Below are 13101 nucleotides of genomic sequence, written 5' to 3'. Positions count from 1 at the left end.
GGTATGAAGAAACCTGAATTGTTAATAACGCCTAGAGCAGTGGCGGATATCGAACCTCTTGCAAAAGCAGGAGCAGATGCAGTAATGATCGGTGAACAAAAGTTTGGTTTACGTTTAGCAGGAGATTTTTCACGTGAAGATGTGAAACAAGCTGTAAACATTGCACATGAAAATGGTGTGAAAGTATACGTTGCAATGAATGCGATGTTCCATAATGATAAAGTAGAAGAATTAACGGAATACGTTGCATTTTTAAATGAGATAAATGTAGATGCAATTGTTTTCGGAGATCCAGCGGTATTAATGGCTGTTCGTGAAGTTGCACCAAACATGAAGTTGCACTGGAATACAGAAACGACAGCAACAAACTGGTTTACTTGTAACTATTGGGGGCAAAGAGGGGCGAAACGCGCTGTATTAGCTCGTGAACTTAGCTTAGATGAAATTGTTGAATTAAAAGAAAATGCGGAAGTGGAACTTGAAGTGCAAATTCACGGTATGACTTGCATGTTCCAATCAAAGCGTTCATTAGTAGGAAACTACTTTGAGTATCAAGGCCGTAATCTCGACATTGAAAAGAAAAAGTATGAAGAGAATATGTTCTTGTATGATCCAGAGCGTAATAATAAATATCCAATTTATGAGGATGAAAATGGTACTCACATTATGAGTCCGAATGATATTTGTTTCATTGATGAGTTAGAGGAACTAATCGATGCTGAAGTCGGTAGTTTAAAAATTGATGGTGTCCTAAAAAGTTCTGAATACATTATTGAGGTAACGAAGAAATATCGTAAAGCAATTGATTTATGTATAGAAGATCGTGATGCGTATTATGACGTGAAAGACGATTTATATAAAGAGATAGAAGAAATGCAACCAGTAAATCGTCCGTTAGATACAGGATTCTTCTTTAAAGAGACGGTTTACTAAACGAGGAGGGTGTAGGAAATGACTGTACAAGAAATTTCACGAGTGATCGATGGCAAACGCGTTATTGTGAAGAAACCTGAACTGTTAATCCCTGCGGGTAACTTAGAAAAATTAAAAGTAGCTATCCATTATGGGGCAGATGCTGTATATTTAGGTGGACAAGAATTTGGTCTTCGTTCGAATGCAGGTAACTTTACGCTGGAAGACATGGCAGAAGGCGTTGAATTTGCAAAGAAATATGGAGCAAAAATATATGTAACAACAAATATTTTTGCACATAATGAAAATATGGACGGGCTAGAGGAATATTTAAAAGGGATTGAAAAAGCTGGCGTAACGGGAATTATCGTTGCTGATCCGCTTATTATTGAGACATGTAAACGTGTAGCGCCTTCTGTTGAGGTGCATTTAAGTACACAACAATCACTATCCAACTGGAAAGCAGCACAGTATTGGAAAGAAGAGGGTTTACATCGTCTTGTATTAGCTCGTGAAGCAAGCTATGAAGAGATGAAAGAAATTAAAGACAAAGTTGATATTGAAATTGAAGCATTCGTCCATGGTGCAATGTGTATCGCGTATTCTGGAAGATGTACATTAAGTAACCATATGACAGCGCGTGACTCTAACCGTGGTGGTTGTTGTCAATCTTGTCGCTGGGACTATGATTTAGTTCAAACGGTATCACAACATAAAGATGCAAAAGAGCTTCCTTTATTCCAAGAAGAAGATGCTCACTTTGCGATGAGTCCAAAAGATTTAAATTTAATTTTATCAATTCCGAAAATGATTGAAATAGGAATTGATAGCTTAAAAGTTGAAGGACGTATGAAATCTATCCATTACGTAGCGACTGTAGCAACTGTATATCGTAAAGTAATTGATGCGTATTGTGCGGATCCGGATAACTTTGAGTTTAAACAAGAGTGGTTAGATGAGCTTGATAAATGTGCAAATCGTGACACAGCTCCTGCATTCTTTGAAGGGGTTCCAGGACATCAAGAGCAAATGTTTGGAAATCATAGTAAGAAAACAACGTATGATTTCGCTGGTTTAGTGTTAGATTATAATGAAGAAACGGGCATCGTAACGCTTGAGCAACGTAATCATTTCAAACCAGGACATGAAGTGGAGTTCTTTGGACCAGAAATAGAAAACTTTACGCAGACGGTGGAGAAAATTTGGGATGAGGATGGAAACGAATTAGATGCAGCGAGACATCCGTTGCAAATCGTGAAATTCAAAGTGGATCAACCAGTGTATGTGAATAATATGATGCGAAAAAACATACTTCAATAAGAAAGAGTGGTAGTCGAATGGGGACGAATAAGCCTGTTGTAATTGGAATCGCTGGTGGTTCAGGATCAGGAAAAACAAGTGTAACGAAAGCGATTTTTGACCATTTTAAAGGTCATTCCATTTTAATCTTGGAGCAAGATTATTATTACAAAGATCAAAGCCATTTACCAATGGAAGAGCGTTTAAAAACAAATTATGATCATCCGCTTGCGTTTGATAATGATCTGTTAATTGAACATTTGCAGCAGTTGCTTGCATATGAGCAAATTGATAAGCCTGTATATGACTATACATTGCATACGCGTTCAGAAGAAATTATTCCAGTTGAGCCGAAAGATGTAATCATTTTAGAAGGAATTCTTATTTTAGAAGACCCACGTCTTTGTGAGTTAATGGACATTAAGCTATTCGTTGATACAGATGCGGATCTTCGTATTTTACGCCGTATGCAGCGTGATATTGAAGAGCGCGGTCGTACGATGGATTCAGTTATTGATCAATACGTAACTGTTGTACGTCCAATGCACAATCAATTTATTGAGCCTTCTAAGAAATTTGCGGATATTATTATCCCTGAAGGTGGACAAAACCATGTTGCAATTGATATTATGGTGACAAAAATTGCAACAATTCTTGAACAAAAAGTAAATTTGTAATAGCATAGTAAAAGATATACGATAGGAAGGGATTTTTTCCCTTCCTATCGAATACAATGAAACATGCAACCTCATCTATATATAGGTGAGGGCATATTTATATCAACTTTCCATACATATCTTCTTTATATAAAGAAGAATTGGGAATAAGGGGTTGTATGTGACAACTCCGCTAGTACAGGCGTGCTAGAAACCTCCGCTACACATATAAGCGGGGGAGTTTTCATATGGAACTCCTCTTTTTTTCGGGGGATTGGTATATAAAAGGAGTGGAAAATATGGCAACAGAAAAAACATACCCAATGACGCAAGAGGGTAAGCAAAAGCTAGAGAACGAACTTGAGGATTTAAAAACGGTAAAACGTAAAGAGGTTGTAGAGCGCATTAAGATTGCACGTAGCTTCGGAGATCTTTCTGAGAACTCTGAGTATGATGCGGCGAAAGATGAGCAAGCGTTCGTAGAAGGACGTATTACACAATTAGAAAACATGATTCGTAATGCAGTTATCATCACAGATAACGGCGAAGAATCTACAGTTGTTACATTAGGTAAAACAGTAACATTTAAAGAGTTACCAGGTGGAGATGAAGAATCTTACACAATCGTAGGTAGCGCAGAAGCAGACCCATTTGAAGGAAGAATTTCTAACGATTCTCCAATCGCAAAAAGCTTATTAGGTAAGCAAATTGGTGAGAAGGTAGCAATCCAAACTCCAGGTGGAGAAATGCAAGTAGAGATTATCTCTGTAAAATAACGTAAAAATCACTCGTGTAAAAACGGGTGATTTTTTTATTTGTATAAAAGATGAAACACCTCGTCTAAACTACATGAGACGAGGTGTTTTTTATGAAAATAAAACGGAGAATTACAGTTGTGTTAATTTGTTTTATGGGTGTAATGTTTTTACTACTTTGTCGCTTAATCCAAATACAGATTTTAGATACGGAATCATTTACTGACCAAAATATCAATTTAATTGAAAAAAGTGTTACGCAACGAACGCAATCACTTACAGTAGATAATGGAAGAGGGCACTTTACAGATCGAAATGGTAAGGAAATCGGTGAAGAGAAATATCCAGTTCTAATTATTTTTCCATTTTTACAAATAAAAAATGACATGTTAGAGAAAATTTCGCATATCATTGGTTTGTCGAGACAAGAGATAAGACTGCAAATGAAAAGTAAGAATAAAGCATTTATATTACAAAGGGGGAATATCCCATTTCAATTAACGGTTGAGCAGATGGAGAAGGTAAATCAGTTAGATACTTTAGGCATTGTAGCAGCAGAAGTTCGATTGAAGCAAACGGGAGAGGCAAATCATTTAATTGGAGATGTGGGAGAGAATGAACAGGAATTTCAAAAGCGCTATGGAGAAATGAAAAAACTTTCGGAACAAACGCCAATTGGTATTTCCGGATTGCAACAATCATTTGATGAATTTTTACTTACTGATGGAGAGGCAAAAGTACTATATCAAGTGGATCGGCAAGGAGAGCCGATTTTCGGGAAACAGGCAAAATACACTTCACCAGGAAATCCATTTTATCCAGTTACTATTCAAACAACGCTACATAAAACGTTGCAACGGCAAGCTGAAAAGATTATAAATGAAAACGGAATAAAAAAAGGTGGGTTAGTATTACTAGACATAAAAAATAGTGAAGTTTTAGCAATGGTAAGTAAGCCATCTTTACAGATGAATGATAGGAGCGCATATAAAGCAACACTTGAAAATCAAATGTTAACTCCTCATTTTCCTGGATCTGTTTTTAAAACAGTAGTTGCAGCGGCGGTAATTGATCAAAATTTGGTGCGATTTAACCGTGTATTTAACTGTAATACGGATTTATATGGTGAAAATCTTCCACAAGTTATGATGGGGTCATTAAACTTTAAGGAAAGCTTTGCTAGAAGCTGTAATCGGACGTTTGCCCTATTAGGTAATGAACTAATACAAAAGGATAAAGAAGTGTTAGAGACGTATTTAGAGGCCCTAGGGGCAAGTAAGACGGTTGGTTGGAAAGGTTCAGTATTTCATGCACCAGAATTTGAACAATTGCCAGAAGAAAAGAATGCTGTTATTTGGAGGAGTGAAGAAAATAAAGTTAGTAGAAAAGCCATTGCTCAAACGATGATTGGACAAAAAGATGTACGGGTGTCGCCTCTAGCTATAGCGAATATGATGGCGACAATTGCTAGAGATGGAGAGAAGTTGGAAGTGAAAGCTGTAAAAAAAATAGTATATAAAAATGGAACCGACTTTTTTACATTTGAAAATCATAAATTAACTGGGAAACAGCTTTCTTATGAAACGGTGAAAAAACTACAAGAGTTATTAAGGGCTGTTGTAACGGCGGAGAAAGGAACGGGAACAGTGTTCCGTTCGTTACCACTAAACGTTGCCGGAAAATCTGGAACGGCACAAACAGGAAAAGGAGAAAAGGTGAATCGCTGGTTTGCAGGTTATTTTCCATATGAAAATCCAAGATATGCTTTAGTTGTAGTTGATATAGAAACAGATAGTAACAAAAATGTAGTTACACCCGTTTTTACAGAACTGGTAGAAGCAATTCATAGATTAGAAAATGAAAAGTAATCTTGCAATTATTTTATGAAATGTTTTCATTTCGTGAAAATATTATTGTAAATGTTCAACCTTTCTAGATTTAATGTTACAATAGCAAGTATGAAAAACTGCATGGAGGTTTGAAGAATGGCAGGAGGATCTAGATTTCAACAGAAACAACAAAAACGTCGTCAAAACGGTGTTTTAAATATTGCAATTGCTATTGTATTAATAGCAGTAGCTATTGTAGCATATCAATTGTTTGTTCCTGACACAAAAGAGCAAGCGTCTTCTAGTGATAAAAAAGTAGCTCAGCAAACAACAAAAGAGAATAAAGCTGAGAAAGCTAAAGGTAAAGAAGAGACGAAGAAGAACGAGAAAGAGAAGGCAGAGGCTAAGAAGAAGGAAGAAGAGAAGCAAAAGGCTGAAGAAGAACAGAAAAAAGCTGAAGAAGAAGCGAAAGCTAACGAGAAAGTACCAGCTGAAAAAACACAGCCAAAGGCAACCGATGCTTATACGAAATCTTCTTGGAAGCCAGTAGGTACAGAGCAAGGCGCAACACCTGCGATGACGTTTAAAAAAGGTACAGCAGATTGGAATGAGATGAATCAAGCAATTTCCGCTGCAATTGACGTTCCAGTAGAGCAATTAGTTATTCATAGAATCGGAAATAACGGTAAGAATAAAGCTTACGGTAACGTACAAGATAAACAATCAGGTAAAAAATATTATGTAAATATTGATTGGGTAGACAATGAAGGCTGGAAACCAGTACTTGTTCAAACTCTAAACTAAAAAAGAGAAGCTCTTATGAGCTTCTCTTTTTTAGTTAGCGTAATTTTTTTAATTTAAAATGAACAACCGCGCTATAATATGGTCTTTTGCTTTCCGGATCCATAACCATTTGATGCGAGATGTGATGAACCTCAAGCATAAGTGCTTTATTATTATCGATTTGTTCACTAATTTTTCGTTCTAAAGAAGCTAAGTCTCCCGCTTCAAAAAACTCTACTTTATCTTCTAACATTTCAAAGGTAAATGACACGAAGACGACCCCTCTCCTATGTAATCACCTATAGTGTAACAAAGAAAAGAAGGAAATGCCATGTACATTTCAATTGACATTTTTAGAAAGAGGGCATATTATACTGATAAAACCGATGAGAAAAAGGGGAATTTTTATGGGTACAGAATTTAATGGTTTATTTGATGAGTGGGCTCATACGTACGACTCATTCGTACAAGGTGAAGATATACAATATAAAGAAGTTTTCGCCCGTTATGAGGACATTTTAGAGGATGTAGTTAACAAGTCATTTGGTAACGTATTAGAATTTGGTGTTGGTACTGGCAATTTAACAAATAAATTATTACTTGCTGGTCGTACAGTTTACGGTATAGAACCGTCACGTGAAATGCGCATTATTGCTAAAGAAAAATTGCCGCAAGAGTTTTCAATTACAGAAGGTGATTTTCTTTCATTCGAAGTTCCAAATTCAATTGATACCATTGTGAGCACCTATGCATTTCATCATTTAACAGATGAAGAAAAAGACGTAGCGATTGCGAAGTATAGTCAATTGCTAAACAAAGGTGGTAAAATAGTGTTTGCTGATACAATATTTGCAGATCAAGATGCATATGATAAAACTGTCGAAGTAGCAAAACAAAGAGGTTTTCATCAGTTAGCAAACGATTTGCAAACAGAATACTATACACGTATTCCTATCATGCAATCTATTTTTGAAAACAATGGCTTCCATGTAACGTTCACGAGATTAAATCATTTCGTTTGGGTAATGGAGGCAACTAAGCAATAGAAAGAGGGATTAGATTGAGAATTGCTGTAATTGGAGCAATGGAAGAAGAAGTACGTATTTTACGTGACAAACTAGAACAAGCAGAAACAGAAACTGTTGCAGGTTGTGAATTTACGAAAGGGCTATTAGCAGGACATGAAGTAATCTTGTTAAAGTCTGGTATTGGTAAAGTAAACGCAGCGATGTCAACGACGATTTTATTAGAAAGATATAAGCCTGAAAAAGTAATTAATACTGGTTCAGCTGGTGGATTCCATCACTCTTTAAATGTTGGAGATGTGGTTATTTCAACAGAAGTTCGTCACCATGACGTAGATGTAACAGCATTTAACTATGAATATGGTCAAGTGCCAGGAATGCCGCCTGGATTTAAAGCTGATGACGCATTAGTTGCATTAGCTGAGAAATGTATGCAGGCAGAAGAAAATATTCAAGTTGTAAAAGGTATGATTGCAACAGGCGATTCATTTATGAGTGATCCGAACCGCGTTGCGGCAATTCGTGATAAATTTGAAGATCTTTATGCAGTAGAAATGGAAGCAGCAGCTGTTGCGCAAGTATGCCACCAATATGAAGTTCCGTTTGTTATTATTCGTGCACTTTCTGATATTGCTGGTAAAGAATCAAATGTTTCATTTGATCAATTTTTAGATCAAGCAGCTCTTCATTCTACAAACTTTATCGTAAAAGTACTAGAAGAGTTAAAGTAATGTAACAAAAAGGCAACTGTCTCATATAAAGAAAATACATACAGTTGCCTTTTCTTTATTGGCAAATAAGGGGGAGAACACGATGAATGTATATCGTGGAGTTCATGAGTTGATTGGCCATACACCAATCGTAGAAATTACTCGTTTTTCACTTCCGAAAGGAGTCCGTTTATTTGCAAAGCTTGAATTTTACAACCCAGGCGGAAGCGTTAAGGATCGTTTAGGAAGAGAGTTAATCGAGGATGCCTTAGAAAAAGGGCTTGTTAACCAGGGCGGAACAATTATTGAACCGACGGCTGGAAATACTGGCATTGGACTGGCACTTGCAGCGTTAGAACATGATTTACGCGTCATCGTTTGTGTACCAGAGAAATTTAGTGTTGAAAAGCAAGAATTAATGAAAGCGCTAGGTGCAACGGTCGTGCATACACCGACTGAGCAAGGAATGACTGGCGCAATTGCAAAGGCAAAAGAATTAGTAAATGAAATACCGAATTCATACTCTCCAAGTCAGTTTGCGAATGAAGCAAACCCTCGTGCTTATTTCAAAACATTAGGTCCTGAACTTTGGGATGCATTGAATGGAGAAATTAACATATTTGTTGCAGGGGCAGGAACTGGCGGTACGTTTATGGGAACTGCGTCTTATTTAAAAGAGAAAAACATTGATATTAAGACGGTTATTGTAGAACCAGAAGGATCTATTTTAAATGGTGGTAAAGCTGGTTCACATGAAACAGAAGGGATTGGTCTTGAATTCATCCCGCCATTTTTAAAAACATCTTATTTTGATGAAATTCATACAATTTCTGATCGACATGCATTTTTACGAGTGAAAGAGTTAGCGCAAAAAGAAGGCCTTCTCGTTGGGAGCTCTTCAGGAGCAGCATTTCATGCGAGCTTACTTGAGGCAGAGAAAGCAACACCAGGTACAAATATTGTAACGATTTTTCCTGATAGTAGTGAGCGCTATTTAAGCAAAGACATATACAAAGGATGGGAATAAAAAATGAGAGCAAAGACAAAGTTAATTCATGGTATTCGCATAGGAGAACCTTCAACTGGATCTGTAAACGTACCGATCTATCAAACAAGTACGTATAAACAAGAAGCAGTTGGTAAGCATCAAGGATATGAATATTCACGTACAGGCAACCCAACACGTGCAGCTTTAGAAGAAATGATTGCTGTATTAGAAAATGGTCATGCTGGATTTGCATTTGGTTCAGGAATGGCTGCTATTACAGCGACAATTATGTTGTTCTCAAAAGGTGACCACGTCATTTTAACAGATGATGTTTATGGCGGAACGTACCGTGTTATTACGAAAGTATTAAACCGTTTCGGTATTGAGCATACATTTGTAGATACAACAAATCTAGAGGAAGTTGTAGAAGCGATTCGTCCAAATACGAAAGCGATTTATGTAGAAACACCAACGAACCCATTACTAAAAATTACTGATATTAAGAAAATATCTGCTCTTGCTAAAGAGAAAGATTTATTAACAATTATTGATAACACATTCATGACGCCATATTGGCAGTCGCCAATTTCTTTAGGAGCAGACATTGTGCTTCATAGTGCAACGAAATATTTAGGAGGACATAGTGACGTAGTTGCAGGCCTAGTAGTTGTAAATAGCCCGCAATTAGCAGAAGACCTTCACTTTGTACAAAATTCAACAGGAGGTATTCTTGGCCCACAAGATAGCTTCTTACTGCTTCGTGGTTTAAAAACATTAGGAATTCGAATGGAAGAGCATGAAACGAATTCACGCGCAATTGCTGAGTTTTTAAATAACCATCCAAAAGTAAATAAAGTATATTACCCAGGTCTTGAGTCACATCAAAACCATGAACTAGCAACAGAACAAGCGAACGGATTTGGTGCTATTATCTCATTTGATGTAGATAGCGAAAAAACATTAAATAAAGTACTTGAGAAATTACAATACTTTACACTGGCTGAAAGTTTAGGAGCAGTGGAAAGTTTAATTTCTATCCCATCTCAAATGACACATGCATCAATCCCAGCAGATCGTCGCAAAGAATTAGGAATTACAGATACATTAATTCGAATTTCTGTCGGTATTGAAGACGGTGAAGATCTAATTGAAGATCTAGCACAAGCGTTAGCGTAATAAAAGTGCACTGCTAATATAGGCAGTGCATTTTTATTACATTATTTTGTGAAACATTTCACAAAATAGACATACACAAATGAAATAATTTCATGTATATTAAGTTCATGAAATGTTACTCACGAACAAACTTGTGAAATATTTCACAAATGATGAGGTTCATGTAGGAAAGCAACTCTATTTTTTTGCGATAATCGGGACTTATTACGACCTATAGGGTCTTATTTAGTCCAAGGTAGTAGAATAGGAGGAATTTACATGGTAGTCAAAGAGAAGGTTGTAAATGAAATGCAGGAAGTAAAAGAGATGATTGATACGTTAGTGAATAACGGTCAAAAGGTTTTACAAGCATTAGAAAGTTTTACACAAGAGCAAATTGACAACATTGTTCATGAAATGGCATTAGCAGGTGTTGATCAACATATGCCGCTTGCGAAGTTGGCTGTTGAAGAAACGGGTCGTGGTGTATATGAAGATAAATGTATTAAAAATATTTTTGCTACTGAATATATTTGGCATAGTATAAAGAAAGATAAAACGGTAGGAATAATTCATGAAGATCCTCATGAAGAAGTAATAGAAATTGCAGAACCTGTCGGTGTAGTAGCTGGGGTAACGCCAGTAACGAATCCAACGTCGACAACAATGTTTAAAGCATTAATCGCGATAAAAACGAGAAATCCAATTATTTTCGCATTTCATCCTTCAGCACAAAACTGTTCCATTGCAGCGGCGAAAACATTATATGATGCAGCGGTGAAGGCGGGGGCACCAAAACATTGTATTCAGTGGATTAAAAAACCTTCTGTAGAAGCAACGAAACAATTAATGAACCATGAAGGTGTTGCGCTTGTTTTGGCAACTGGAGGAGCAGGTATGGTGAAATCAGCTTATTCCACTGGAAAACCAGCGCTAGGTGTAGGTCCTGGTAATGTACCATGCTATATAGAGAAATCAGCGCATATAAAACGAGCTGTTAATGATTTAATTTTATCAAAAACATTTGATAACGGTATGATTTGTGCATCAGAACAAGCAATCATTGTAGACAAGGAAATTTATGATGATGTGAAAACAGAAATGATTGCAAACAATTGTTACTTTGTAACAGAAGAAGAGAGAAGAAAATTAGAAAAGCTTGTTATTAATGAAAATACATGTGCAGTAAATAGTGATATTGTTGGGAAATCAGCACAGTATATTGCTGAATTAGTAGGAATTACTGTACCTGAACATACAAAAATGCTTGTAGCTGAAATACAAGGTATCGGAGCAGCATATCCACTATCTCGTGAAAAGTTGAGTCCAGTATTAGCTTGTGTAAAAGCAAATTCATTAGAAGAAGGACTTACATATTGCGAAGACATGTTAGACCTCGGTGGTTTAGGACATTCAGCAGTCATTCATTCTACAAATAAAGAAGTACAAAAGCAATTTGGATTACGTATGAAAGCTTGCCGTCTTATTGTAAACGCCCCTTCATCACAAGGTGGAATCGGTGACATATATAATGGATTTATTCCATCACTTACGCTTGGTTGCGGCTCGTATGGGAAAAACTCAGTTTCTCAAAACGTAACAGCGGCGCATTTATTAAATATAAAAAGGTTGGCAAATAGAAAAAAGAATATGCAGTGGTTCAAATTGCCACCAAAAATTTATTTTGAAAAACATGCGACAGCATATTTAGCAAACATGCCTAACATTTCACGTGCATTTATTGTAACGGATCCAGGAATGGTTGAGCACGGATATGTAGATACGGTTACACATTATTTACGTAAACATGCAAATGATGTGAAAGTTGAAGTTTTCTTTGAGGTCGAGCCAGATCCATCAGATGAAACTGTATTTAAAGGTGCGGAAATGATGAAAAGCTTTAAACCAGATGTAATTATCGCACTTGGTGGTGGTTCAGCTATGGATGCAGCGAAAGGGATGTGGCTATTCTACGAGCATCCAGAAACAACATTCTATGGAATTAAACAGAAGTTTTTAGATATAAGAAAACGTACATGTAAGTATCCGAATCTGGGGAATAAAGCGCAATTTGTTGCCATTCCAACAACATCGGGGACGGGATCAGAAGTGACGCCATTTGCGGTTATTACAGATAAGAAAAATAATATTAAATACCCGCTTGCGGATTATGAATTAACACCAGATGTAGCGATTGTTGATCCGCAATTTGTAATGACAGTACCACCTTATGTGACGGCAGATACTGGTATGGACGTATTAACACATGCAATTGAAGCGTATGTGTCTGTTCTGGCAAATGACTATACTGATGGTTTAGCATTAAAAGCAATTGATCTCGTATTTAAATATTTACCGAGAGCATATAAAGATGGAAATGATGAAGAAGCACGAGAAAAAATGCATAATGCTTCCGCAATCGCAGGGATGGCATTTGCAAATGCTTTCCTAGGTATTAATCACAGTTTAGCGCATAAAATTGGACCAGAATTCCATATTCCGCATGGGCGTGCAAATGCAATTCTTATGCCGCACGTAGTTCGCTATAATGCTATTAAGCCAAGAAAACACGCATTGTTCCCAAAATATGAGCACTTTGTGGCTGATGAACGCTATGCACATATTGCGAGAACGCTCGGGCTTCCAGCAAGTTCGGCGGCGGAAGGTGTGGAATCACTCGTCCAAGCAATTATTGAGCTTGGAAAAAGCTTAAATATAAATATGAGTATTGCAGGACAAGGGGTTACTAAAGACCAATTTGAAGGGGTTGTTGGATTATTAGCAGAAAGAGCTTTTGAAGATCAATGTACAACAGCTAATCCAAAATTACCGCTCATTTCAGAGCTGAAAGAAATCTATATGGAAGCATATAAAGGCGTATAATAGATAAAAAAGAGCCGCGAGTAAGCGGCTCTTTTTTACTTTGGAAAACATCTCCCAGATTGGTTCTATTTACTTGTCTTTAAGCTTGATAGAATGTGATAAAGTG

General features: G+C 36.8%; 12 protein-coding genes. 11 read left to right on the top strand and 1 reads right to left on the bottom strand.

The window, feature by feature from the left end; genetic code table 11:
* The first annotated feature begins 3 nt into the window (after nt 1-3).
* From LUS72_RS21690 to LUS72_RS21665, 6 genes are all read left to right on the top strand, one after another.
* The gene (locus tag LUS72_RS21690) at nt 4-933 is read left to right on the top strand and encodes a peptidase U32 family protein (RefSeq protein WP_097830604.1); all 930 of its coding nucleotides are present in this window, start codon (nt 4-6) and stop codon (nt 931-933) included.
* 18 nt (nt 934-951) lie between these two features.
* Entirely contained in the window at nt 952-2232 is a 1281-nt protein-coding gene (locus tag LUS72_RS21685) for a peptidase U32 family protein (protein ID WP_000217960.1), read from the top strand.
* A gap of 17 nt (nt 2233-2249) precedes the next feature.
* A complete protein-coding gene (gene udk / locus LUS72_RS21680) occupies nt 2250-2888 on the top strand; it encodes a uridine kinase (RefSeq protein ID WP_000537077.1) in 639 nt (212 codons plus the stop codon).
* 278 nt (nt 2889-3166) lie between these two features.
* Nucleotides 3167-3643, top strand: a complete 477-nt coding sequence (gene greA, locus LUS72_RS21675; protein ID WP_000179964.1) for a transcription elongation factor GreA — start codon at nt 3167-3169, stop codon at nt 3641-3643.
* A gap of 92 nt (nt 3644-3735) precedes the next feature.
* Nucleotides 3736-5490 (top strand): peptidoglycan D,D-transpeptidase FtsI family protein, encoded by a 1755-nt coding sequence (locus LUS72_RS21670; RefSeq protein ID WP_097830605.1) that lies wholly within the window; start codon nt 3736-3738, stop codon nt 5488-5490.
* 117 nt (nt 5491-5607) lie between these two features.
* Nucleotides 5608-6255 (top strand): YrrS family protein, encoded by a 648-nt coding sequence (locus tag LUS72_RS21665; protein ID WP_264448248.1) that lies wholly within the window; start codon nt 5608-5610, stop codon nt 6253-6255.
* A 34-nt stretch (nt 6256-6289) separates the two neighbouring features.
* Here LUS72_RS21665 and LUS72_RS21660 read toward each other — a convergent pair whose 3' ends face one another.
* Nucleotides 6290-6505, bottom strand: coding sequence for a YrzA family protein (locus LUS72_RS21660; RefSeq protein ID WP_000010984.1), 216 nt, complete (start codon nt 6503-6505; stop codon nt 6290-6292).
* Between the two features lie 136 nt (nt 6506-6641).
* Here LUS72_RS21660 and LUS72_RS21655 point away from each other — a divergent pair, with 136 nt between their 5' ends.
* The 5 genes from LUS72_RS21655 to adhE all read left to right on the top strand — a co-directional run bounded on the left by LUS72_RS21655 (nt 6642) and on the right by adhE (nt 12995).
* Complete coding sequence (locus tag LUS72_RS21655) at nt 6642-7280, top strand: class I SAM-dependent DNA methyltransferase (protein WP_097830607.1); 639 nt, start codon at nt 6642-6644, stop codon at nt 7278-7280.
* Between the two features lie 14 nt (nt 7281-7294).
* Nucleotides 7295-7990 carry a 5'-methylthioadenosine/S-adenosylhomocysteine nucleosidase gene (gene mtnN, locus LUS72_RS21650; RefSeq protein WP_001217032.1) on the top strand — a complete coding sequence of 232 codons (696 nt, stop codon included), beginning with the start codon at nt 7295-7297 and terminating at the stop codon, nt 7988-7990.
* A gap of 82 nt (nt 7991-8072) precedes the next feature.
* Complete coding sequence (locus tag LUS72_RS21645; protein WP_097830608.1) at nt 8073-8996, top strand: O-acetylserine dependent cystathionine beta-synthase; 924 nt, start codon at nt 8073-8075, stop codon at nt 8994-8996.
* A gap of 3 nt (nt 8997-8999) precedes the next feature.
* The gene (locus tag LUS72_RS21640) at nt 9000-10133 is read left to right on the top strand and encodes a bifunctional cystathionine gamma-lyase/homocysteine desulfhydrase (protein WP_097830609.1); all 1134 of its coding nucleotides are present in this window, start codon (nt 9000-9002) and stop codon (nt 10131-10133) included.
* Between the two features lie 258 nt (nt 10134-10391).
* The gene (gene adhE, locus LUS72_RS21635; protein ID WP_097830610.1) at nt 10392-12995 is read left to right on the top strand and encodes a bifunctional acetaldehyde-CoA/alcohol dehydrogenase; all 2604 of its coding nucleotides are present in this window, start codon (nt 10392-10394) and stop codon (nt 12993-12995) included.
* Nucleotides 12996-13101 lie beyond the last annotated feature (106 nt).

The organism is Bacillus cereus, assembly GCF_025917685.1.
GTDB classification, from domain to species: Bacteria; Bacillota; Bacilli; order Bacillales; family Bacillaceae_G; genus Bacillus_A; species Bacillus_A cereus_AT.
Note: the sequence above shows the minus strand (reverse complement) of the source record. Positions and strands in the feature narration are given on the sequence as shown.